This is a genomic window from Pseudomonas sp. PSB11 (assembly GCF_014596605.1).
Taxonomy (GTDB): Bacteria; Pseudomonadota; Gammaproteobacteria; order Pseudomonadales; family Pseudomonadaceae; genus Aquipseudomonas; species Aquipseudomonas umsongensis.
Genome location: NZ_NOIO01000028.1, coordinates 40,236 through 63,211, shown reverse-complemented (window position 1 = coordinate 63,211; position 22,976 = coordinate 40,236). Strand labels below are relative to the sequence as shown.

Below are 22,976 nucleotides of genomic sequence, written 5' to 3'. Positions count from 1 at the left end.
TGAATGTTCAAGGCAACCACAAGGACAACAACCCTCATGTTCCGTTATTTCCCGACCAATTACGTGTGGAATCTCTCAGTCAACCTGGCCATCGAAATGGGTGCCCGCATGGGCGAAATCGAAGAGATGTGCGCGCCACTGCAGGAAGCCGCCCGGCAGCCTGACGCCGCGGGCACCAAGGCGTTCCGCGAAACCTGGGCGAAGATGGCCGACAAGCTCTGCGGGCTTGCCGAGGAAGACGAAGGCCTTGGCCGGCTGTTGTCCGCTGGCGAAAAATACAACCGAGCCGCTACCTATTACCTCACCTGCGAGCGCTTGCAGGCCCATGGCGCGCCGGGTCGCAGCGAGCTGTACCAGCGCTTTTTGCAGACCTTCAAGCGCGGTATCGAACTGTCGCGGGAGAACTGCGAGCGCGTTGAAATCCCCTACGAGGGCAGACATATTTCCGGGTTGCTGGTGCGGGCCGAAGGCGTGACCGGCCCCGCGCCGATCCTGGTGCAGGTCAATGGACTGGATTCGACCAAGGAAATGAAATACCGCGTCGGCCTGCCCGCCTGGCTGGCAAAACGCGGCATCTCGTCGTTGATCATCGACCAGCCTGGTACAGGTGAGGCCCTACGCCTGCATAACCTGATCGCCCGTTTCGACAGCGAGCATTGGGCCAGCCGCGTGGTCGACTGGCTGGAAACCCGAAGCGACGTGGACGCCAAGCGCATCGGTCTGGAGGGCGTCTCTCTTGGCGGTTATTACTGCCCGCGCGCGGTAGCCTTCGAGCCACGGTTTGCCTGCGGTGTGGTGTGGGGCGCGAACCATGATTGGCGCGATGTGCAAAAGCGCCGCCTGGAAAAAGAAGGCAGCTTCCCGGTACCGCACTACTGGGCGCACGTGCAATGGGTGTGGGGTGCAAAAGACATGGATGAGTTCATGGCCATCGCCGAAAACGTACACCTGGACGGTGTGCTGGATCGCATCAAGGTGCCTTTCCTGGTGACCCATGGTGAAAAGGATTCGCAGATCCCACTGAAGTGGGCACACCGTACCTACGAGCAACTGGTCAACAGCCCCAAGCGTGAACTGAAGATCTTCACCGAACGTGAAGGGGGTGTGCAGCATTCCAGCTTTGATAACAGCATCAACGCCGGACAGTACATCGCCGACTGGATCGCCGAAACCCTGGGCGGGCACGCTGGTTGACCGGTTCTCCTGTAGGGAGCTGACTTGCCAGCGATGACGGCATCACATTCACCACCGCATCGCCAGCAAGCCGGCTCCTACAGACTTGTGTCACGCCAACAATTCAACACGCCTGCGCACCCCCTGTAGGAGCTGGCTTGCCAGCGATGACGGCATCACATTCACCACCGCATCGCCAGCAAGCCGGCTCCTACAGACTTGTGTCACGCCAACAATCCAACATGCCTGCGCACCCCCTGTAGGAGCTGGCTTGCCAGCGATGACGGCATCACGGCCACCACCGCATCGCCAGCAAGCCGGCTCCTACAGTTGCGTGTCACGCCAACAATTCAACATGCCTGCGCAACCCCTGTAGGAGCTGGCTTGCCAGCGATGGCCGCATCTCATTCACCACCGCATCATCAGCAAGCCGGCTCCTACAGTTACGTGTCACGTCAACAATCCAACATGCCTGCGCACCCCCTGTAGGAGCTGGCTTGCCAGCGATGGCGGCATCACGGCCACCACCGCATCGCCAGCAAGCCGGCTCCTACAGTTGCGTGTCACGCCAACAATTCAACATGCCTGCGCACCCCCTGTAGGAGCTGGCTTGCCAGCGATGGCGGCATCACATTCACCACCGCATCACCAGCAAGCCAGCGCCTACAAATGTGCGTCGTACCAAAATTCAGCAAACGCCCCTAAAGCCATTTGGCGTCCCACAATGGGTAATCATGCACGCGGCTGACAAGGCCGGCGCGTATGGGGTTGGCGATGATGTACCGCGCTGCAGCCAGTAGATCCTCATCGTAGCGAATGGCACGGTCGTGAAAGCCTTTTTGCCACAAACTTCCCGTTCGCCCCAGGTGAGCATTGATTGCGCGTGCGCTGTGGGATTTGATGGCCAGCATCAATGCCGGCAAGGTGCTGTTCTTCAGCTCGACCAGCCAATGAAAATGGTCGGGCATGACGACCCAAGCCAGGGAGTCTGCCAGGTCGTCAGTGTGTGCCTGTTGAACTGCCGCACCAGGAACCGCCCTGTCCGGCAATCGGTGAATAGCGGTTCGCGATTGCGAGTCACCGCAGTTAGCAGATAAATTTGCCCTGATTGGGAATAGCGCCCGGCGCGCAGGCGATTGGCGTGGGGAACATCAGGCATTCCATTGCCCTCCTGTGTTCAAAACCGAAACACAAGGTTAGTGCGCAGAAACGAAGAGCGTAGGCACAGTTTGGTTCTTGATGTGACTGCCTGGATGCCATCGCCATCGCCAGCAAGCCGGCTCCTACAGTTTTGTGTGGTGCCAATCTATCCACATGTAGGTGCGCGTGTCCCATGAAACGAGCTGATCTGCCAGCCCTCGGCACCGAACGTCCAGACCTGCGTGGCAAACCCGTCACCGCGGATCGACTGATCGCCGCCGCGCTTGCGTAACGTGTTGCATTGCGTGCCGGTCATCACCGCCAAGTGTTCGCCGTAGAAGCGGATCTGCAACTCGCCACGCTCAATCTCCAGGTACTGTACGGCGCTTTTTGCATATTCCAGATAATCCGCCTTGCCTTGCACAAGTCCAGTGGTGTGCACATACACCAGGTCATCGGCGAAAAGCTCGGCGACGCGTGGGTAGTCTTCTTCAACCAATGCCCGACGGCGTTCCCGCTCAAGTGCCAGGAGTTCGGTTCTTGCAGTTGCGATGGTCATGGGGATTGCTCTCTGTGGGGGACGAGCGCGCACCATAGACTTGCGCACCGGCGCATAAAAAATCGTCGATCACGATGCCAGCCATCGTCACTCGCGATACCCGGCCCTTGATCTCGTTCCCGTGACCCGCAGGAGCTGCCGCTGGCTGCGATCTTTTGATCTGGCTTGTGAACATCAAAGATCGCAGCCTCGTTGCACTCGACAGCTCCTACAGGTGAACGCGGTCAATTGTGGGAGCGAGCCTGCTCGCGAAAAACGGCTGGGCGCCGCGTTCATTCAGGCAACCCGCGTTATCGTTAACGACCATCGCGGGCCAGCCCGCTCCCACAGGGGGTTGGGGACATCTTTCAGAGCCAGGTCGGCGGTCAGGCCACCGTGGATCGAGCACCTATCGACGCCATCAATACCCGAGCATTGATGCAAGTTGCTGGTCGCGACCATGGCCGCGCCCTAGCCTCGCGTTGCATAACCATCAGCAAAGTGAAAACGCCATGAATGCCCTGCACCTCAAATGCCAGACCTTGTTCGACGGCACTGGCCTGCACACCCGCCAACAGCAAACGCTGGTCGTGGAAAACGGCCTGCTGGCGTATGTCGGCCCGACGGCCCTGGCGCCGCAGCCACAACCGGGTGACACCGTTCTGGACGCGGGCGATGACTTTGTCATGCCGGGTCTGGTGGACGTGCATACCCACCTGGCGTTCGGCAACGCGCAGAGCGAAGAAGATATCGATATCTGGACCAGCGACGAATTCCGCGCGCTGCGCGGCATGTTCTTCGCCCAACATGTGTTGGCCGCGGGCGTGACCAGCATGGTCTGCCCTGGCGATAGTGGCCAGCTCAGTATCTCGGTGCGCAATGCGATTGCCGCTGGCCTGTTCGAGGGCCCGCGGATCGCGGCCAGCAGCCGGGTCATCACTAATCGGCAAAGCCTCAATGACTGGTTTCCCAGCCGCGTGGGCGCCCCGGAATATTTCACGGCGCGCCTGGTCACCAGCCGTAGCGAAGCCTTGGCAGAAATCCGCAAGCAGGCGAAGGATGGCGTAGACCTGATCAAGATCGCCATGGACGGCACTCACCGCCGCCCGAACGGCGAAATCATTGCCGCATTCACCGCTGAAGAAACCCATGAGATGGTTGAAGAAGCCCACCGCCTTGGCTGCAAAGTGGCGACGCATGCCTATGGCCGAGAAGCGGTGATGTATGCCGCACGCGCCGGCGTCGACCTGGTGTTCCACGCCTTCTACATGGACGACGACTGCATCGAGGCCTTGCTCGACGCGGGCAGTATCCTCGCGCCAACCATGACGTTCCCGCAAAACACCGTGGATTTTTGCCAGCCTCACGACCCGGCCATCAGCACCGGCTACGCCGGTTACTGCGCACGCACACTGGACATCGGCTCGGCGGTGCTCAAGCGTGCCAAGGCCGCCGGCGTGCCATTCGCCTGTGGCAGTGACAGCGGTTTTGCCGTGACGCCGTACGGCGAATGGCACGCTCGCGAGCCGGAACTGCTGGTCACTCGGCTGGGCTTCACGCCCGCCGAAGCGTTGTATGCCGCCACCGCCGTGGGCGCACGCTGCATGCCGCGCGGTGAAACCATTGGCTCTTTGGAAGTGGGCAAACAAGCGGACTTCCTGTTGCTCGACGGCTCGCCTCTGCAGGACATCCGTATCCTTCAAGACCGCTCGCGCCTCAAAGCCGTGTACAAGGCCGGTCAACCGGTGCGTTTGGAACGCAGCCCTTACAACCCCAAGCAAGTGTCTGACTTCAACTCGCTGAAGTGGACGGACCTGTATACCCGCGACCGTGTTGCCCAACTGGGCAAGTGGGCCCTATGAGAATCGACGTCATGCACACACTTGATCTGCTCACCGCCACTCACATCGCGAGCAGCGCGATCCGGATCGCTCAAGAAACCGGTATCAAACCCTTGGCCGTCGTCGTGCTGGATGTGGCAGGTCATCCGTTGGTGGTCCTGCGCGACGAACAGGCCAGTTTCCTTCGCCCACAAATCGCCACGGGCAAGGCGCGTGGCTGCCTGGGCATGGGTTTCGGCGGACGAGAACTGGCACGGCGCGCCCACGCCATGCCGGCGTTCTTCGATGCGATCAACAGCTTGACCGGCGGCGAAGTCATTCCGGTGGCGGGCGGTGTGCTGATTCGCAATGCCGAGGGGTTGATTCTCGGCGCCATCGGCGTCAGCGGTGACACCTCGGACAATGATGAGCGTTGCGCTGTGCAGGCCATCGACCAGGCCGGGTTGGTGGCCGATACCGGTGATCAGCCGGCGGGTTGATCAAGCGCCGCGGCCTGCTCCGACAACAGGCCGCGAAACCACATCAGCGCCGGATCTCGCTCCTGGTACGGGTGCCATTGCAGTACCTGCACGGCCTCGGGAAAGGCCAAAGGTGCAGGTTGAATACGCAGCGGATACCGCCGGGCGAAACGCTCTGCCTGGCGGCGAAACACCGTGGCGATTCGCGCGGTGCCAACGATGAACTCCGGCATCAACGCGAAGCTTTCAAGCGCCACCGCCACGCGTCGATGAATGCCCAACTCATGGAGATGCAGGGCATCCAGCGCCAGGTTTCGCCCATCGGCAAACTCGCGCACAACATGGTCGGCAGCGCAATAGGCAGTCAGGCTCAAACCCTCGGCGAACGGCGGCTGCTGCGCGCAGACGATGCAACACAACCGGTCGCTCATCAACGGCACATGGGGATAATCCGCGTTCAAGCGGCGCTGCGGTACGATCACACAGTCACTGCGCCGATAATCGAGCGCTTCACTGACCACATCTCCGTCGCGTGGCACCGGCAAGTCGCGCAGGCTCAAACGCACGCCGGGCGCGACGTGCGCCAACTCAAGACTGACCGCTGGAAAAAGCACCCCGGCCACGTAGTCGGAAGCCACCAGGGTAAATTGCCGAGTACAGGTGGCTGGGTCGAAGTTCACCGGTGCATCGATGATCTGCCGTGTCAGGGCGAGTGCTTCATGCACCTTGGGCAACAGCTCCAGCCCCAAGGCAGTGGGTTCCAGGCGGCGCCCGACCTGAACCAGCAACGGGTCATTGAAATGCTCACGCAAGCGTCCCAGTGCCGAACTGGTCGCCGACTGGCCCAGGCACAATCGTTCAGCGGCCCTGCTGACGCTACATTCGCTCAACAAGGCGTCGAGGGCCACCAACAGGTTCAGGTCGAGACGACGATACCGCATGCTGTTTCCGTTTCAGATGGATGGATTGGGCAGGTGGCAACTTTAATGACCGGTGTCTTGCTCACGCCAATCGCATGCCGCGCTGGCAGGTATCGCCGTCGCAGATACCTGGCCTGCCGATTTACGCTTGCGCCTATCTCATCACCCTGTTCACCAACAGGCCGGGGCCGCCGCGAAGGCGTGCGCGACGTCGCTGGAAATCTTCAGCGCCTGGGGCTCATCGAATATACTCGCGGACACATCAAGGTGAATGGAGCGAAACCCATGACGGACCGAATCAACCGGCGCAGGTTGAAAATTTCAGCGGCCTGCGCGGCGATGCTGACTGCAGGCCCCACCATCGCGCAGGATCGCCTCGAATCGATTGTCAGCGACGCCGTGCGTCCCGTCATGCACGCCCAGGGCATTGCCGGCATGGCCGTGGCCGTCACCGTCAACGGCAAACAGCAATATTTCAACTATGGCATAGCGTCAAAAGAGACCGGCAAGCCGGTGACGCAAGACACCCTGTTCGAGATTGGCTCGGTCAGCAAAACCTACACCGCCACCCTCATCGCCTACGCCCAGGCCACCGGCAAACTGGCCTTGACCGATAAGGCCAGCAAGGTGCTGCCGGCTTTGCGCGGCAGCGCGTTCGACCACATCAGCGTGTTGCAACTGGCCACCTACAGCGCCGGCGGCCTGCCGCTGCAATTTCCTGCAGAGGCGGACTCGGCGGATAAAATGCTCGGCTACTACCAGCAGTGGAAACCGGTATATCCCGTCGGCAGCCAACGGCTGTATTCGAATCCCAGCATCGGGTTGTCCGGCTACCTCGCCGCCCAGGCCATGGGTCAGCCCTTCGATGACGCCATGGAAAACACCCTGCTGCCCAAGCTCGGGCTGAAACACACCTGGCTCAAGGTGCCGCAGGAGCAGATGGCGCTGTATGCCCAGGGCTACGACAAGGCGGACAAACCCGTGCGGGTCGGACCGGGAGCGCTGGATGCCGAAGCCTACGGGGTGAAAACCAGCGCGGCGGATTTGATTGGTTTTGTTCAGGCCAATCTCAAACCGGCCAGCCTGGACAAGCCCTTGCAACAGGCTATCGCCTTGACCCATACCGGTTACTACAGCGTCGGTGATATGACCCAGGGGCTTGGTTGGGAGATGTATCGCTATCCGGTCACGCTTGATCGCTTGCTGGCGGGTAATTCGACGGAGATGGCTATGCAGGCGCACCCGGTCCAGTGGCTGAATCCGCCGCAAGCGCCGTCAGGGAATGTGTTACTCAACAAAACCGGGTCGACGGGTGGGTTTGGGGCTTATGTGGCGTATGTGCCGTCGAAGGACGTGGGGGTTGTGATTCTGGCCAACAAGAATTATCCGAATGCAGAGCGGGTGAAGATTGCTCATCAGATTCTGAGCGCTTTGGCCCTGTAGGAGCGAGCATGCTCGCGATGGTCGTCAACGATTACTCGGGAAACCTGACACCCAACGGCGATTTCAGGTTTTTCGCGAGCATGCTCGCTCCTACAGAGGATTAGCGCTATTGCGGGGGGGGGGCAATGTTGTCCAGCGCCTGATTTACCAGTCACTCCCACCCACTGGAAAACCTGTTTCCAGCGCCACCCAGACTAATCATCCGGCATTTCCGGTGGCTTGGCCGGTTTTGCCGGCTTGGCGTTCTTGGCAGCCTTGGCAGCCCCTTTGGGCGGTGGGGTTTCGGCAACCGGCGGGGGCGTGGGGGCTGCGGCTTCCTTCTCGGTCGCCGGCAAGGCATCGATGGTGGCGAAGATTTTCTTCAGGTCGACCGACTTGGATTCTTCCCCTGAGCTTTCAAGTTTCTTCTCGCCGTCCTTGCCCACCAGGATCACTTTGGGCAAGGCGCCGGCCCCCAGTTTCAGCGCACGGATCAACGCCATGGTGTCCTGTTGGCCGAGGTCCTTGCCGTCCAGTTGGCCGGACATGTTCAGCACGCTGTACACCCTGATGTTGCGGTCAGCGACACCCTGTTTGTTGGCGGGATCTTCCAGCGATTTTTTCAGGTTGACCCAGACGGGGTCGACGGTGCTCGGGGCAATCACGATCAGCGGCCGGGCCCTGCCCTTGTCGATATCCAGAGGTGAATCGCCATCGGCGGCGAACAAGGGGCCGGCAATCGCCAGCAAGGTAGCCAGGGTCAGTGACCTGATGAGCATGCGCATCTCCTTTTGATATCCACGCTCTAATGATTGCGCATCGCGGCGTTCGTTCCGGTGACGCTCGGCAAATGTGTTTCGCCTTGCTCCAAGCTTAGGCGAGGGCGGTCATTGCGCAACAGGCTGGACTAATCTGAAAACGGGCAGCCATGGCGGAGGACGGCGGGTGTATTTCGACGACCCGGATGGGCATCTACTGGAGATCTTCACCCGCGAATGAGGCCCCTTCCCTGGCGGCCACTCAACCCTGCATCATGAAGGCGCCTGGCGGAACCCGTTTTCGCAGTTTCTTGCAGCTACCGGCGGGGGGCTGGTGGCCCGGTGGGCGATCAGGAAACCAGATGCGGCATTGACCCGGCGGTGGCCAATGGCCGCGTGGAATCGCAATCTCATCGGACACGGGCCCTGGCTCGGCGGCAGCCACCTGAAATTGTCCTTCTGGCCGTGGCGTGGCAGTCGCCGCAGAGTCGGCCACCCGAGCGAAATTGCCGGCAAGCGGCCCCGTGTTCTCCAAGGCGGGTCCAGCCGCGACCCGTTCTGCTTCGCGCCGACTTTGCGCCTCCTCTTCGCGAGCCTTCTGTAAGGCGAGCAGGTCCTCTTGGGCCTTGGGTGGGGTCCCCGAAGCCTGAGCCTGCTGCGCCGCCTGGATCAGTTGGAAGTTGCGGTTGCGTAACTGGACATTGCCACCAACCCGCATGTTCGAGCGCATCGCCAGGGTTTCAGCTTGCTGATATTGCCCCTGTTGCAGGCGCAGCACTCCGAGGTAATGCAGGGTCGCGGGATTGTTCGGCTGGATGTGCAGGGCACGTTCCAGCGTGGCTGCGGCCTGGTCCAACTGGCCATTTTCGTACTGGCGAGAGGCGGTTTCGATCAGGGTGGTGGAGGCGCTGTTACTTTGCGCGGGCGCTGTTCGCTCGCCAGCCTGGGAATCAAGCGACGCGATGGCGCAGCACGCCAGGATGAGGCACGGCAGAAAACGCTTGGTTGGCATCAGGGGCAGACTCGGCTGATCTCGGACGGAACTGCCATGAAAGCAGGCCACCAGCACTGCTCGGAAACGCCGATACAGGGTCCCTAATGACCCGGTTATCGCCCTGAAGTTCCCGAGGCAACGCCCCTTCAGGCCGTGTGAGACGGGTCAATCTCCCGGACTTACCCAGATCATTAAAAATTTTCTACTTTAAAAAAATGAACTATACCGAATTGGGCAAGTTTGCCTGCCATGACAGATCGTCAAAACAGACCAGGAGCCACTGGGCATGAATGTTTTGAAAGTTGCTGCAAGCGATGCCGTCCTGAATTGTTTCCATACCTCTCGCCCGATTGTTGCCCTGGATCAGACCGACTTTACCGATGTCGCCGCCGCGGTGCTGACCGTAGACGATGTAATGGGTGGCGCGCTGGATGCCATTCAACGAACAGGCTTCGACATCCCGCTGTTTCTGGTGGTGCCTCGCGGCGGTGCCGGCAATCGGGCACTGGATGTCTACAAGCGCCTGCACGAGGTAATCCTGCTGGTCAACGGTGTGTTCGACCTCTCCAGCTACAACGCCGAGTACTACGGCAACCAACTCGAAACCGCCGCCAAGGCCTACGAAGAAAACTTGTTGCCGCCCTTCTTCGACGCCCTCAAGCACTACACCGAGGCCGCCAATGCGACCTTCGCCTGCCCCGGTCACCAGGGCGGCCAGTTTTTTCGCAAGCACCCCGCCGGCCGCCAGTTCTTCGATTTCTTTGGCGAAACCCTGTTCCGCGCCGACATGTGCAACGCCGACGTCAAGCTCGGCGACCTGCTGATCCACGAAGGCCCGGCCCTGCAGGCGCAGAAGCATGCCGCGACAGTGTTCAACGCGGACAAGACCTACTTCGTGCTCAACGGCACATCGGCGTCGAACAAGGTGGTCACCAACGCCCTGCTGACGCCTGGTGACCTGGTGCTGTTCGATCGCAACAACCATAAATCCAACCACCAGGGCGCATTGATCCAGGCCGGGGCCACGCCGGTGTACCTGGAAACCGCGCGCAACCCCTACGGCTTTATCGGCGGCATCGACGCCCACTGCTTTGAGGAAAACTACCTGCGCGAACTGATCAATGAAGTCGCCCCGGACAAGGCCCGGCTACCGCGACCATTTCGTCTGGCGATCATCCAGTTGGGCACCTATGACGGCACCATCTACAACGCTCGCCAGGTGGTCGACCGCATCGGCAAGTTGTGCGACTACATCCTGTTCGACTCGGCGTGGGTGGGCTACGAACAGTTCATCCCAATGATGAAGGATTGCTCGCCCATGCTGCTCGAACTGGGTGAAGACGACCCGGGTATTTTCGTCACTCAATCGGTGCACAAACAGCAGGCCGGCTTTTCCCAGGCGTCGCAGATCCACAAGAAGGACCGCCACATCAAGGGCCAGCCGCGCTATTGCAATCACGCGCGGTTGAACAACGCGTTCATGGCCCAGGCCTCCACCAGCCCGTTCTACCCGCTGTTCGCCTCGCTGGATGTGAACGCGCGTATCCACGCCGGGCGCAGTGGTTTGCGCCTGTGGGAAGACTGCGTGAAGTTCGGCATCAACGCGCGCAAGCTGATCCTGGAAGCCTGCACCCTGGTGCGCCCGTTCGTGCCGGAAACCATCGACGGGCGCCCATGGCAGGATCACCCCACCGACGCCATCGCCAGCGACCTGCGCTTCTTCGAATTCCATCCCAAGGATCGCTGGCACGCCTTCCCCGGCTATGCCGACAAGCAATACTTCATCGACCCTTGCAAGCTGCTGTTTACCACTCCCGGCATTGACCCGATTGACGGCAGTTACACCGACTTCGGCATCCACGCCGGCATCCTCGCCAACTTCCTGCGCCAGAACGGCATCGTTCCGGAAAAGTGCGACCTCAACTCGATCCTGTTCCTGCTCACGCCCGCCGAAGACTGGGCGAAGATGGCCCATCTTGCCGCGCAACTCGCACGCTTCGAACAGTTCATCAGCGATGACGCGCCCATGAGCCGGGTACTGCCGGCCATCTATGCACGCTTTGAAGACCGCTATCGCAACTACACGATTCGCCAGCTCTGCCAGGAAATGCACGATCTCTACCGCAGCCATAACGTGCAGCAATTGCAGAAGGACATGTTCCGCAAGGAGCACTTCCCGAAAAAAGCCATGAACCCGCAACAGGCTCAAATCGAATTCATCCGTGGCAATGTCGAGCTGGTCGCGCTGGCCGATGCCGATGGCCGAGTCGCTGCCGAAGGCGCGCTGCCCTACCCGCCCGGCGTGTTGTGCGTGGTGCCGGGGGAAATCTGGGGGGGTGCGGTCCTGAAGTATTTCCTGGCGCTGGAAGAAGGCATCAACGCTTTGCCCGGGTTCACCCCGGAACTGCAAGGCGTGTATCTGCAAGAGCAAGGTGGCCGTACCCGTGCCTATGGGTATGTGCTCAAGACCTGATCCGCGACACTTGAACAGGGCAAGGAGTGTGCGATGGCTGATTCAAGCAAGAAAATGAGCCTGATGGGGCTCACCACGCTGGTCACGGTCAACATGATGGGTTCAGGCATCATCATGCTCCCCACCAACATGGCCCAACTCGGTGCAGTCTCGCTATTGTCGTGGATTTTCACGGCGATCGGCTCGATGGCCATCGCTTATTGCTTCGCCCAGTGCGGGGTGTTCTGCTCACGGTCCGGCGGGTTGTCCGCCTACACCGAGGAAGCCCATGCGAAGTCGGGGTTCTTCCTCTGCTCGTACCTGTACTTCCTGTCCCTGGCGATTGCCAACGTCGCCGTCGCGATCTCGGCGGTGGGCTACATGAGCGCCTTCCTGCCCTGGCTCAGCGGTGGTGCCATCCCGCTGTTCGTCGGCACGGTCGCGCTGATCTGGATCACCATCATCGCCAACTTCGGCGGCCCGAGCATCACCGGCAAGATCGGTGCTTTCACCGTGTGGGGCGTGATCATTCCGGTGGCGGGCCTGAGTATCATCGGCTGGTTCTGGTTCGACGCCAAACTGTTGGAAGCCGCCTGGAACCCCAACGACCTGGCCATCTCCGAAGCCATCGGCAAGGCCATCCCCCTGACCCTGTGGGCCTTCCTGGGCATGGAGTCGGCAGCCCAGGCCACCGATGCGGTGGAAGACCCCAAGCGCAACGTACCGCTGGCCTGCCTGTTCGGCACCCTGGGCGCCGCCACGGTCTATGTGCTGTCGACCACCGTCATCCAGGGCATCATTCCCAATGCCGAGCTGGCCAATTCCTCGGCACCATTCGCGCTGGTCTACGCCAAGATGTTCAACCCGTTGGTGGGTAACATCGTCATGGCCCTGGCGATCATGGCCTGCATTGGCTCGCTGCTGGGCTGGCAATTCACCCTGGCACAAACGGCGAAGATGACCGCCGACCAGAACCTGTTCCTCAAGCTGTTCAGCAAGGTCAACGCCAGCAACGCACCGGTGATCGGCATGATCGTCTGCGGCGTGTTGCAGACAATCATGGCCGTGTCGACCATCTCACCCGATGCCGCTGCGCAGTTCAGCAAACTGGTCAGCCTGGCGGCGGTGACCAACCTGATCCCCTACATAACGGCGCTGACCGGCTTGCTGGTGATCATGCACAAAGCCCAAGTGGGGCCCGCGGTGTACTCGCGCAACCTGGTGGTGCTGCTGGTGGCGGTGGCCTACTCGTTGTACGCCCTGTATGCCTGCGGCAAGGATGCGGTATTTGGCGGCACACTGGTGCTCGCCTTGGGTTACCTGCTCTATGGTTTCCTCGCCAAGCGTTTCGTCGACGTGCCAGCCGCCGTCCAGGCCAGGACCGGCAATGTTTAGGCATCGCAACCAGGATTGCACCGACATTCCTACACGGGGGAAACGGACATGAACGCACCCTTTGCAAAAACCACACGCCTGCTGCTCGCCCTGGTGTTTACCGCGCTGCCAATGGTGGCGGGTGCCAACACCCTGGAGCGCATACGCGCCAGCAATGCCTTTACCCTGGGCTACGTGCCCGACCTGTCGCCCTTCAGCGTTGCGCAAGGCGACAAAGCCAGCGGTTATGCCATCGATCTGTGCCTGAAGATCGCCGACAAGCTCAAGACCGAGCTCAACCTGCCCAACCTGCAAGTACGCTACCAGCCCGTCACCATGGCCGAAGAGACCAGCGCGGTGAAACTGGGCAAGGTCGATATCCTCTGTACGCCGACCCCACCGACCCTCGAACGGCGCAAGACCATCAGCTACTCGATTCCGGTCTACACCGCCGGCCTCTCGGTATTGGTGCGCAAGGATGCCGCCGAACCGCTGCTCAACGCGCTCAAGGGCAGGGAGGCCAATCCTGGCCCGACCTGGCGGGCGACGATCAACCGTGGCCTGGCCAACCAGACCTACGCCGCCATCGAGGGCGGTGTGACCGAAGACTGGATTCGCGAACGGATGCGCATGCTCGGCGTGATCGCTTCGCTGGTGACCGTGGCCAACATAGAAGAAGGCGCAGGGCTGGTGGCCACACGCAAGGCCGATGCGTTCTTTGCCGAGCGCATGCTTCTGAAAAACCAGGTGGAAAAAGGCGGCGCCAACAAGGACCTGATGGTCCTGGACCGCATCTTCGAGTACGCCCCGGTGGCGATGATCGTCGAACGCGGTGACGAGGACTTCCGCCTGCTGGTGGATATGGCACTGAGCGAGGCCTATCGTTCCGGCGCCATTGAGCAGGCTTACGACAAGTACTTGGGCGGGATCAACGAGACGATGAAAAAGCTGTTCAAGGTGTATGCATTGCCTTGAACTGCATGGTTTTTTTGTGGGAGCGAGCCTGCTCGCTCCTACATTGATTAGAACGCCAGTTTGTAGCCGATCAGTACCAGCATCGTCGCCAGGCAAGGGCGCAACCATTCATCGGAGATGCGCCCGGTCAGGTGGCTGCCCAGGTAAATCCCCGGCAACGAACCGACCAGCAAGTAACCGAGCACGTGCCAGTCCATATTGCCCATGCTCGCATGGCCAAGGCCGGCGACCAGGGTCAGGGGCACGGCGTGGGCGATTTCCGTGCCGACCAGGCGGCGGGTCGGCAACAACGGATAGAGGATAAACAACGCCACGGTGCCCAGGGCACCCGCGCCGATCGAGGTCAGCGCGACCATGGTGCCCAGCACCAGGCCGGTGATCACGGTCAGGACATTCAGGCGCGAGCCGCTGGGCTTGTAGTTGCCTCCGGCGCGCTTGTGGGCGAAGTCGAGCAGGCGCTTCTTGAACAGGATCGCCAGCGCCGTGGCGAACAGGACAAAACCCAAGGCCTGCTTGATGATCGCGTTCATCGCGTCAGGTGCTTCGTTCAGGCTGCTGAGGAACCACAACGTCAACATCACCGCCGGCACGCTGCCGAGGGTCAACCATCCGGTGATCGACCAGTCGATATTGTTGTTCTTCCTGTGGACCAGCACGCCACTGGACTTGGTGATGGCCGCGTACAGCAAATCGGTGCCGACCGCGGTGGCCGGGTTGATGCCGAACCACAGCAGGATAGGCGTCATCAATGAACCGCCACCCACGCCGGTCATGCCGACGATAAAGCCGACCACCAGCCCGGCCACGACCAACCCGATATTCAACAAATCCATTGAGACATCCACAAAAACTGCAGGAAATTACTGGCCCGCAGCATAGCGATATTTCTTATAACCAGTTATATCGATGCGATCTATCTTTATGCCCTGTTCGCATCCCGCCCTGTTTGCATCCTGCATCCCGCCCTGTAGGAGCTGCCGCAGGCTGCGATCTTTTGATCTTCAAAAACAAGATCAAAAGATCGCAGCCTGCGGCAGCTCCTACAGGTGGTCATTCGTCGCGACGCCGAGCGGAACAGTCATTGCACCGGCAGAAAATTCAGGAACAGCAGGCTCTGGGCATAATTCAAGCCGATCCGCCGATAGCGCTCGTCGAGCATCTGGGTCAAAAGGTCCAGTCGCGCGACGATCTTGCCAAACTCCACGGCGAAACTCAGGTTGCTACCCTCCTCCGAGATTTCGTTGGAGAACAGCATGGGCTGGCCGTCCTTGGTCTGCCGCTGGCTGAGGATCCAGGTGGCGATTTCAATGTTGCGCGCGGCGTTGCTGACGAACGTCGGGTTGATCGCGTCCGTCATGTAGAACTCCAGGCGATTGCCGTGGGCGGTGACCAACATGCTGCCGATGGCATAGATGAACGCGCCGACCCGGTCGCCGAGAAACTCCGGGCTCATGGCAAACCGCAGCGCCGCCAGATCCTTCTTGCCCCCAAGCGTAGGCAACGGCTGCTGCTGCTCAATGGCCATGCGCACCTGTTTGCCAGCAGTCCTGGCATCGAGGAAGCCGGATTTTTTCAACTCCTCGGGGTTGCGCAGGTACAGCTTGCTCATCAGCAGATAAAGGCTGTCGAGGTTGTCGCGCATGGCCAGCGTCGCCATGCGGTCGACACTGGTCTGCAGGAACTCCTGGGGTTTGCCATCGCGTATCTGGGTGAACAGGTCGTTGCCTGGTTGATGACTGCAACCGCTGGTCAGCAACAGCGACAGGCCACCCAGTAGCAGGCCGATTGTGCGAATGATGTGGGGTGAAACTCGAGCCATGGGCGATGAACTTGGCATGGGCCGACGGGGGGATCGCCATCGGCTGGCAAGGGATAGAGCCGCAAGTTGCGCAAAAGTGCGGTGGCGAGCGTCGCCAATCGATCACCGGCTCCTATGGAATCGATCACCGGCACCCGTGGGAGCGAGCCTGCTCCGGGCGGCGTTCCGACGATGAACCTGAGAGCGCCGTGGGGGTGTCAGGTTTCCCACGTCATCGTTGACGTCCATCGCGACGGTGCGACGATTCGACATGCTCGCTCCTACAGCCACCTGGATGGAACCCGAGGGTCTATCCTGATGCCAACAGAAATAGTGACCAGAAGGAGCAAAGCATGCGTACCCAGCAATTGGCCGGCACCCAGGTACCGGTCATCGGCCAGGGCACCTGGCAAATGGGCGAGGACCCTGCCCGCCATCAAGAGGAGGTCGCCGCACTGCGCCTGGGCATCGACATGGGCATGACCCTGATCGACACCGCCGAAATGTACGCCGAAGGCGGTGCCGAGCAAGTGGTGGGCGACGCCATCGCCGGCCAGCGCGACCAGGTCTTCCTCGTCAGCGAGGTCTACCCGCACAACGCCAGTCGCCAGGGCATTCCCCAGGCGTGCGAGCGCAGCCTGCGACGGCTGAAGACCGATTCCATCGACCTGTACCTGTTGCACTGGCGTGGCCAGTATCCCCTGGAAGAAACGGTAGAAGCCTTCGAACGCCTGCGTGAAGCCGGCAAGATAGGCCGTTGGGGCGTGTCCAACTTTGATCTCGACGACCTGCAGGAGCTCTCGACAGAGGGCTGTGCCACCAATCAAGTGCTCTACAACCTGGAGGAACGTGGCATAGAATTTGATCTATTGCCCTGGTGCAAGGAGCAACGCATGCCGGTCATGGCTTACTGTCCGATCGGCCAGGCAGGGAAAATGCTGGCCAATGCTACGCTCAAACAAGTAGCTGCCCGTCACGACGCCACGCCTGCCCAGGTTTCCCTGGCCTGGCTGCTGCGCCAGGACGGCGTGATCGCCATCCCCAAGGCCGTCCGCCCCGAACATGTGCGGCTCAATGCGCAAGCGGCGCAGTTGAAGCTGGAGGCTGGGGATCTGGAGGCGCTGGACCAAGCGTTTCAGGCGCCCAAACGCAAGCAGCGGTTGGCCATGGTCTAAGCCATCGCGGTGTCAGAGGGCTTCGACATGAGAAGCACCGATCAACCGGACGCCTTTAACCTGCACCGCTTCGTCCAGGCGCAGAACCCGGTGTTCGACCGGGTCCAGGCCGAACTCGAAGCCGGCCACAAGCGCAGTCACTGGATGTGGTTCGTTTTCCCGCAGTTCGCCGGGTTGGGTGACAGCGAAATGTCCCGGCGCTTCGCGATCCGTTCCCGGGAAGAAGCGCAGGCCTACCTAGAACACCCGCTGCTGGGTGTCCGGCTGCGCACGTGTACCCAACAGGTGCTGAACATCCAGCAGCGCTCGGTGGCAGCGATATTCGGCCACCCCGACGACCTGAAATTTCGCTCCTCGATGACCTTGTTCGCCCAGGTCGCGGACGACGACAGTCTCTTTCATCAAGCCTTGAACCAATACTTTCACGGCATCCTGGATGACTGGACCCTGTCGCTGATGGACTCAAAACAAGCCCAGTTGCCCCCCCACCAGGGTTGAAAAATCGTCATCGACAAACGGCAGGATGGCGTCCGCCACCGGTTGCAGTTGCTTGGTGATGTAGTGGTCGTAGTCGATGGGGGCACTGCGGATCTCCAGCGGCTCGGGGCCGGCGACAGTGATGACGTAGCTGATCCAGCCGCCATTCTGGTACTGCCGCGGGCGGCCCTGGCGATCGTTGTAATCGTCGGCAATCCGTGCCGCCCGTACATGGGGCGGCACGTTGCGCTGGTAGTCGTCCAGCGTGCGGCGCAGGCGCTTGCGGTAGATCAGGCGGTCGTCGAACTCACCGGCCAGGGTCTTGCGCACATACTCGCGCACGTAGTCCTGATAGGGTTTGCGGTGGAAGATCAGTGAATACAGCTCCTGCTGGAATTGCCTGGCCAGCAGCGACCAGTCGGTGCGCACGGTTTCCAGGCCTTTGTAGACCATTTCGTCGCTGCCATCGGCGCGCGTGACCAATCCGGCGTATCGCTTCTTGCTGCCCTCCTCCGCGCCGCGAATGGTCGGCATCAGGAAGCGTTTGTAGTGGGTTTCGAATTGCAGCTCCAGCACGCTCTCCAGGCCGTACTCTTCACGCACGTGCTCACGCCACCACTGGTTGACGTGGTCGACCAGCGCGCGGCCGATCTGCGCGGCCTCCTGCTGGCCGTGGGCGCGGCGCAGCCAGACGAAGGTCGAGTCGGTGTCGCCGTAGATCACCGTATGGCCCTGGTCTTCGATCAGCTTTCGGGTGCGCAGCATGATCTCATGGCCACGCAAGGTAATCGATGACGCCAGGCGCGTGTCGAAGAAGCGGCAGCCACTGGAACCGAGCACGCCGTAGAACGCGTTCATGATGATCTTCAGCGCCTGGGACAGCGGCGCATTGTGCTCACGCTTGGCGGTTTCCCGGCCTTCGGCGACCCGGGCGACAATGGCGGGCAGGCAATGCCGGGTGCGGGAAAACCGCGCCCCGCGAAAACCCGGTACCGAGTCCTGGTCATCGGGGTGCTTGAGCCCTTCGATCAAGCCTACCGGGTCGATGAGGAAGGTACGGATGATCGACGGATAGAGGCTCTTGTAGTCGAACACCAGCACCGACTCGTACAACCCAGGTCGCGAGTCCATGACAAATCCGCCAGGGCTCGCTTGTGCCGGCTTGCTGCCCAGGTTTGGCGCAACGAAGCCCTGGCGATGCATCAGCGGCATGTAGAGGTGGGTGAACGCCGCCACCGATCCGCCCATGCGATCGGCCGGCAACCCGGTGACACTGGCCCGCTCCAGCAGGAACTTGAGCAGCTCGGTCTTGGCGAAGATCCGCGTGACCAGTTCGCAGTCCTTGAGGTTGTACTTGGCCAGCGCCGGCTTGTCCTCGGCGAACATGCGGTTGATTTCATCCATGCGCTGGTACGGGTTATCAATCGACTTGCCTTCACCCAGCAGGGTTTGCGCGACGTTTTCCAGGCTGAACGAGGGGAAGCTCCAGGTCGCCGAGCGCAGGGACTCGATGCCGTCGATGATCAGCCGGCCGGCGGCGGATGCAAAGTAATGATTGCCGCTGCCGTGTTCGCGCCATTGCATTTCCTCGCCGCCTCGCCCCAGTTTCAGCGGCACGGCCAGGCGCCGGGCGTGTTCATGCAAGACCCGCAGGTCGAACTGCACGACGTTCCAGCCGATGATCGCGTCAGGGTCGTGGCGGGCAAACCATTCATTGAGCTTCTTCAGCAGCAGGGTTCGCGATTCGCAGTATTCGAGCTGGAAATCCACCGCGCCGTGGTCGCCATTGGGCGGGCCGAGCATATACACCTGACGCTCGCCGCAACCTTCCAGGGCAATGGAATACAACTCGGCCTGGGCGGTGGTTTCAATGTCCAGGGACACCAGTTTCAGGCTGGGACGGTAGTCGGGATCGGGTTTCATCTGCGCCTCGAGCAGCAGGCCATCGCCCCCCGGCGTGCCGCCAAAGCGAACTGGCGCGGTGATGAACCGCTCCATCATGTAGCGCTCCGGCGGGCGCACATCGGCCTCGTACACCTCGACGCCCGCCCTGCGCAGTGCGGTTTCCAGGCGCATCAGTTGCCCGTGCTGCTGGCAATACAGGCCGAGCACCGGGCGATGTTCAAAGTCCTGCAGGGCCAGGGGCTTGAGCTCGACGTTTTTTTCGTCGCGCAACAGCGCCTCGGCCTGCTCGCGCTGATCGGCCGGGATGAACGCCACCGACGGCTGATGCGGCAGGCGGATGCGCCGGGGACCGCTATCGGTCGCCAGCCAGAACTCGACTTCGGTGCCCGCCGGCGTGTCGCGCCAATGCCGGGTCAGGACGAAGCCCTGGGGTAAATCCACCACTGCAGACCTCGGGTTTTGTTCAAGCGAGTAATTCTACGCGTCATCCACACATGTAGGAGCTGCCGCAGGCTGCGATCTTTTGATTTTGATTTACAGGAGCAAGATCAAAAGATCGCAGCCTGCGGCAGCTCCTACAAAGGCTGCGATTTTTTCGGGTTCGGAAAAAATCCGCCGAATGACGTTTTTTGTGTGCTATCTGCCGCTTTTGCCCTTGCCCTGAACGCCTGGGTCTACGATTCTTCAAGGACAACGACAACACCCGGAAAACCGCCATGAAAACCGTCGCGCAACTGCTCAAGTTGAAAGATCAGAAGAACCAGGAAGTGCACCAGATCAAACCTGATCACATGGTGCTCGAAGCGCTGATGAAGATGGCCGAAAAAAACGTCGGTGCCTTGCTGGTGGTGGAGAATGACGAGGTGCTGGGCATCATCAGTGAACGCGACTACGCGCGCAAACTGGTGCTGCATGGCCGCTCCTCCGTGGGCACGCCGGTACGCGACATCATGGTGTCGCCCGTCATCACCGTGGATACCCATCAAACCGTCGACACCTGCCTGGGCATCATGTCCGACAGACGCCTGCGTCACCTGCCGGTGGTGGAAAACGGCAAGTTGATAGGCTTGCTGTCGATCGGCGACCTGGTCAAGGAAGCCATTGCCGAACAGGCCGAGTTGATTCGCCAGCTGGAGCAGTACATTCGCGGCGAATAATACGAGTACACTGCAAATCCCCCCACATTATTAATTTGTGGTGATCAGGCAGGCCAATGCCTGGCAAAGACCGGCGCCAATATCGGATGCCGGTCAATGCGTTCCAGCCAGGCGGAAAAGCCCGGCCGGGTTCGGCGCAAGTGTTCGCGGCTGCCCGCCCACCGTGTGATCACCGCCGCCAGCACATCCAGCGCGCCCGGAGCCTCCTCACCCAGGTACAGCTCAGCGGAAAACTGGTCGGCAAACACTTCCCAGCTCCAATGCAAGCGCTGTCGGGTACCGGCCATGAGGTTTTGCCGCGAGGCTTCATCCGCATTGGCCAGCCAGCGTTCCGGGTAATCGATGATGCCGATGGCCGCATAACAATTGCTGACGATGAACGCCAGGCCCCGAATGGCCTGGTCACGCTCGGCAGGGTCAGACGGCAACAGGTTCGACTCGGGAAATGTCAGCCCGAGATGAATCAGGATCGCCGCGCTCTCCGTGAGGACACTGCCGTCGGGCAGTTGCAGCGTCGGAATCTGCTTGAGCGGATTGAGCTTCTCCAGTGCCTGGGCCGCCTGCGGGGACGTTTCGACATCAATGAAGCGATAGGCGATCTCACACAGCTCCAGGGCGGCCTCGATCGCAGCCGCGCCCGAGTTCTGGTGTCCGTAGAGTTGATACATACATATCTCCTGGTTGGCCGCGATCAGCACCAGCTATCCAGTGTAGAAGGCGCAATCGACCACGACCCGAGCGTCCGACGACTGCACCATCACGCCCACGAACGGTACCGTACCGCCCCTATCAATAGCGTCGATGTTCACCATCACGTCAATGAAGTTCTCTTAAAAAATCCGCGGCGTAACATCAGCTCCATACCAAGCAACTACACCCCGGAGCACACGATCATGAAACGCCAAACCCTCCTCAGCATCGCTTTCTCGGTTTTTGCAGTTAACGCTTTTGCCGCTACCTCTGTTCAGCCTGTCGTGGCTGAAGGTGGCTCGGATCGTCTGATTGAAAGCCGGGTGGCCGAGGGTGGTTCGGATCGCTTGATCGAGAATCGTGTGGCTGCCGATGGTTCGGATCGCCTGCAAGGCAACACTGTCGCCGCCGATGGCTCCGACCGCCTGCAAGGCAACACTGTCGCCGCCGATGGCTCCGACCGCCTGCAAGGCAACACTGTCGCCGCCGATGGCTCCGACCGCCTGCAAGGCAACACTGTCGCCTAACCCCTTCGCTTCACCGCGCCAACAAAAAGCCCGGCCTGATCAGCCGGGCTTTTTCATGCCTGTTAAACCTCGAAAGTCATACAGCGTGTGGACGTTCGCCAATATCTTCAGCCTGCCCGCGCCATGCAGCGCTTGTAACGCTCATCGACCCGCTTGGCAAACCAGGCAGTGGTGAGCTTGCGGGTGATTTTCGGGCTTTGCAGCACGATCCCCGGCAGTACCGCGCGCGGCAGGGAACGACCTTCGGCCTGTTCAGCCAAGGCGAAAACCCGCTGATAGAGCTCGCTGTCCTCGAACGCCAGCGTGTTGCCCTCCTCCAGTTGATCCCTGATCGTCGGATTGCGCATGCCCAGCTGCTTGCCCAAGGTGCGCACCGCCAGCTCCGTGGTGCCAGGCATGATCGAACCGTAGCGGACCAGGTCGCCATCCAGCGCGAGCGGGATGCCCGAGGCCCGGCTCACGGCATTCTGGAAGCCAGCATTGCGACTGGCGTACCAACCGGCATTGAAATCGGCGAAGCGGTACAACGGCTGCTTGTAGCTCACCGGATAACCGAGCAGATGCGCGATGCCGAAGTACATGCCGCCGCGGCGGGTAAAGACTTCACGCCGTATCGAGCCTTCCACCGGATACGGATAGCTTTTGGCATGCTGTTCGGCAAAGTCGATACTGACCTGCATCGGCCCGCCGGTGTGTACCGGGTTGAAGCCTGCGAACAGGGTCTTGCCCATGGGCACCATGCCAATGAAGTCATCGAAAATCGCGCTCAGTTCCTTTTCACTGCGGGCGGCGTTCAGCCGGTCGTTGTAGGTTTTGCCGTTGGGCGAACTCACCCGCAGTGCACCGCTGACCAACAGTTGGGGGATATGCGCCTTGGCCGCCCGGCGATCGATCTCATCCCGGGCGATCTTGCCCAGCCCCGGCACACCGGGATCCACCTGGAAAGTCGACTCCTGCTCGGTGACCGCCAGCACCGAACAGAGGTTTTGCGTGGTCGGTGCGATGTTCTGCGCAGCAAACGCGGCGTAGATGTCCGTGGCCCACCCTTGGCGATCGACGGTTTTGGCCGGCAGCAAGCGCACGATTTGCGCCTTGACCTCGGCGGGCTTGCGCGCCGCGGTTTCCTGGGGTCGCTGACTGCTGCAACCGGCCACCACCAGTAACGCGGTGATGCTCATGATCAATCGATGGGCTTGCATGTT

General features: G+C 60.9%; 21 protein-coding genes and 2 pseudogenes. 13 read left to right on the top strand and 10 right to left on the bottom strand.

Going from position 1 to position 22,976, the window contains the following annotated elements; all coding sequences use genetic code 11:
* Positions 1 to 36: 36 nt before the first annotated feature.
* Positions 37 to 1,194 carry an alpha/beta hydrolase family protein gene (locus CGA21_RS24980; protein WP_188265268.1) on the top strand — a complete coding sequence of 386 codons (1,158 nt, stop codon included), beginning with the start codon at positions 37 to 39 and terminating at the stop codon, positions 1,192 to 1,194.
* A 680-nt stretch (positions 1,195 to 1,874) separates the two neighbouring features.
* Here CGA21_RS24980 and CGA21_RS24975 read toward each other — a convergent pair.
* Positions 1,875 to 2,332: pseudogene (locus CGA21_RS24975) on the bottom strand (REP-associated tyrosine transposase).
* Between the two features lie 147 nt (positions 2,333 to 2,479).
* Positions 2,480 to 2,872, bottom strand: coding sequence for a nuclear transport factor 2 family protein (locus CGA21_RS24970; RefSeq protein WP_188265267.1), 393 nt, complete (start codon positions 2,870 to 2,872; stop codon positions 2,480 to 2,482).
* 491 nt (positions 2,873 to 3,363) lie between these two features.
* Here CGA21_RS24970 and CGA21_RS24965 point away from each other — a divergent pair, with 491 nt between their 5' ends.
* Positions 3,364 to 4,713 (top strand): metal-dependent hydrolase family protein, encoded by a 1,350-nt coding sequence (locus CGA21_RS24965; RefSeq protein ID WP_188265266.1) that lies wholly within the window; start codon positions 3,364 to 3,366, stop codon positions 4,711 to 4,713.
* A gap of 11 nt (positions 4,714 to 4,724) precedes the next feature.
* On the top strand, positions 4,725 to 5,171 hold the full coding sequence (locus CGA21_RS24960) for a GlcG/HbpS family heme-binding protein (protein ID WP_188265286.1): 447 nt from the start codon (positions 4,725 to 4,727) through the stop codon (positions 5,169 to 5,171).
* On the opposite strand, the gene CGA21_RS24955 is transcribed toward CGA21_RS24960, so the two are convergent.
* Positions 5,156 to 6,091, bottom strand: coding sequence for a LysR family transcriptional regulator (locus CGA21_RS24955; RefSeq protein ID WP_188265265.1), 936 nt, complete (start codon positions 6,089 to 6,091; stop codon positions 5,156 to 5,158). The genes CGA21_RS24960 and CGA21_RS24955 overlap by 16 nt on opposite strands.
* A gap of 264 nt (positions 6,092 to 6,355) precedes the next feature.
* Between CGA21_RS24955 and ampC the strand changes: the two genes are divergently transcribed.
* The gene (gene ampC, locus CGA21_RS24950; protein WP_188265264.1) at positions 6,356 to 7,513 is read left to right on the top strand and encodes a class C beta-lactamase; all 1,158 of its coding nucleotides are present in this window, start codon (positions 6,356 to 6,358) and stop codon (positions 7,511 to 7,513) included.
* A 194-nt stretch (positions 7,514 to 7,707) separates the two neighbouring features.
* On the opposite strand, the gene CGA21_RS24945 is transcribed toward ampC, so the two are convergent.
* Positions 7,708 to 8,271: a DUF4174 domain-containing protein gene (locus CGA21_RS24945; RefSeq protein ID WP_020798141.1), complete on the bottom strand. Its 564-nt coding sequence runs from the start codon at positions 8,269 to 8,271 to the stop codon at positions 7,708 to 7,710.
* A 148-nt stretch (positions 8,272 to 8,419) separates the two neighbouring features.
* On the opposite strand from CGA21_RS24945, the pseudogene CGA21_RS30025 reads away from it, so the two are divergent.
* Positions 8,420 to 8,491, top strand: a pseudogene (locus tag CGA21_RS30025) (VOC family protein); the annotation flags it as partial.
* A gap of 21 nt (positions 8,492 to 8,512) precedes the next feature.
* On the opposite strand, the gene CGA21_RS24940 reads toward CGA21_RS30025, so the two are convergent.
* Positions 8,513 to 9,262 carry a tetratricopeptide repeat protein gene (locus tag CGA21_RS24940; protein WP_188265263.1) on the bottom strand — a complete coding sequence of 250 codons (750 nt, stop codon included), beginning with the start codon at positions 9,260 to 9,262 and terminating at the stop codon, positions 8,513 to 8,515.
* Between the two features lie 268 nt (positions 9,263 to 9,530).
* Here CGA21_RS24940 and speF point away from each other — a divergent pair, with 268 nt between their 5' ends.
* Genes speF through CGA21_RS24925 form a run of 3 tightly spaced genes read left to right on the top strand, consistent with a single transcriptional unit; the run spans position 9,531 to position 14,045 of the window.
* Positions 9,531 to 11,717, top strand: coding sequence for an ornithine decarboxylase SpeF (speF, locus tag CGA21_RS24935; protein ID WP_188265262.1), 2,187 nt, complete (start codon positions 9,531 to 9,533; stop codon positions 11,715 to 11,717).
* Between the two features lie 33 nt (positions 11,718 to 11,750).
* Positions 11,751 to 13,091: a putrescine-ornithine antiporter gene (gene potE / locus CGA21_RS24930; protein WP_188265261.1), complete on the top strand. Its 1,341-nt coding sequence runs from the start codon at positions 11,751 to 11,753 to the stop codon at positions 13,089 to 13,091.
* 48 nt (positions 13,092 to 13,139) lie between these two features.
* The gene (locus CGA21_RS24925) at positions 13,140 to 14,045 is read left to right on the top strand and encodes an amino acid ABC transporter substrate-binding protein (protein ID WP_188265260.1); all 906 of its coding nucleotides are present in this window, start codon (positions 13,140 to 13,142) and stop codon (positions 14,043 to 14,045) included.
* Positions 14,046 to 14,092: 47 nt separating this feature from the next.
* Here the strand turns inward: CGA21_RS24925 and CGA21_RS24920 are convergent, their stop codons facing one another.
* Both CGA21_RS24920 and CGA21_RS24915 read right to left on the bottom strand, forming a co-directional pair.
* A complete protein-coding gene (locus CGA21_RS24920; protein ID WP_033041934.1) occupies positions 14,093 to 14,878 on the bottom strand; it encodes a sulfite exporter TauE/SafE family protein in 786 nt (261 codons plus the stop codon).
* Between the two features lie 245 nt (positions 14,879 to 15,123).
* Positions 15,124 to 15,864, bottom strand: coding sequence for a hypothetical protein (locus CGA21_RS24915; protein ID WP_188265259.1), 741 nt, complete (start codon positions 15,862 to 15,864; stop codon positions 15,124 to 15,126).
* A gap of 5 nt (positions 15,865 to 15,869) precedes the next feature.
* Between CGA21_RS24915 and CGA21_RS24910 the strand changes: the two genes are divergently transcribed.
* The 3 genes from CGA21_RS24910 to CGA21_RS24900 all read left to right on the top strand — a co-directional run bounded on the left by CGA21_RS24910 (position 15,870) and on the right by CGA21_RS24900 (position 17,516).
* The gene (locus CGA21_RS24910) at positions 15,870 to 16,085 is read left to right on the top strand and encodes a hypothetical protein (protein WP_188265258.1); all 216 of its coding nucleotides are present in this window, start codon (positions 15,870 to 15,872) and stop codon (positions 16,083 to 16,085) included.
* 111 nt (positions 16,086 to 16,196) lie between these two features.
* The gene (locus CGA21_RS24905) at positions 16,197 to 17,018 is read left to right on the top strand and encodes an aldo/keto reductase (RefSeq protein ID WP_188265257.1); all 822 of its coding nucleotides are present in this window, start codon (positions 16,197 to 16,199) and stop codon (positions 17,016 to 17,018) included.
* A gap of 27 nt (positions 17,019 to 17,045) precedes the next feature.
* Positions 17,046 to 17,516: a DUF1810 domain-containing protein gene (locus tag CGA21_RS24900; protein WP_188265256.1), complete on the top strand. Its 471-nt coding sequence runs from the start codon at positions 17,046 to 17,048 to the stop codon at positions 17,514 to 17,516.
* Here the strand turns inward: CGA21_RS24900 and CGA21_RS24895 are convergent.
* The gene (locus tag CGA21_RS24895; RefSeq protein ID WP_188265255.1) at positions 17,481 to 19,841 is read right to left on the bottom strand and encodes a DNA polymerase II; all 2,361 of its coding nucleotides are present in this window, start codon (positions 19,839 to 19,841) and stop codon (positions 17,481 to 17,483) included. The genes CGA21_RS24900 and CGA21_RS24895 overlap by 36 nt on opposite strands.
* 275 nt (positions 19,842 to 20,116) lie before the next feature.
* On the opposite strand from CGA21_RS24895, the gene CGA21_RS24890 reads away from it, so the two are divergent.
* Complete coding sequence (locus CGA21_RS24890) at positions 20,117 to 20,557, top strand: CBS domain-containing protein (RefSeq protein ID WP_007944798.1); 441 nt, start codon at positions 20,117 to 20,119, stop codon at positions 20,555 to 20,557.
* Positions 20,558 to 20,601: 44 nt separating this feature from the next.
* Here the strand turns inward: CGA21_RS24890 and CGA21_RS24885 are convergent, their stop codons facing one another.
* Positions 20,602 to 21,225 (bottom strand): glutathione S-transferase N-terminal domain-containing protein, encoded by a 624-nt coding sequence (locus CGA21_RS24885; protein ID WP_188265254.1) that lies wholly within the window; start codon positions 21,223 to 21,225, stop codon positions 20,602 to 20,604.
* 225 nt (positions 21,226 to 21,450) lie between these two features.
* Between CGA21_RS24885 and CGA21_RS24880 the strand changes: the two genes are divergently transcribed.
* Positions 21,451 to 21,774: a hypothetical protein gene (locus CGA21_RS24880; protein ID WP_179055144.1), complete on the top strand. Its 324-nt coding sequence runs from the start codon at positions 21,451 to 21,453 to the stop codon at positions 21,772 to 21,774.
* 107 nt (positions 21,775 to 21,881) lie between these two features.
* Here the strand turns inward: CGA21_RS24880 and CGA21_RS24875 are convergent, their stop codons facing one another.
* Complete coding sequence (locus CGA21_RS24875; protein WP_188265253.1) at positions 21,882 to 22,973, bottom strand: DUF1615 domain-containing protein; 1,092 nt, start codon at positions 22,971 to 22,973, stop codon at positions 21,882 to 21,884.
* Positions 22,974 to 22,976: the final 3 nt, after the last annotated feature.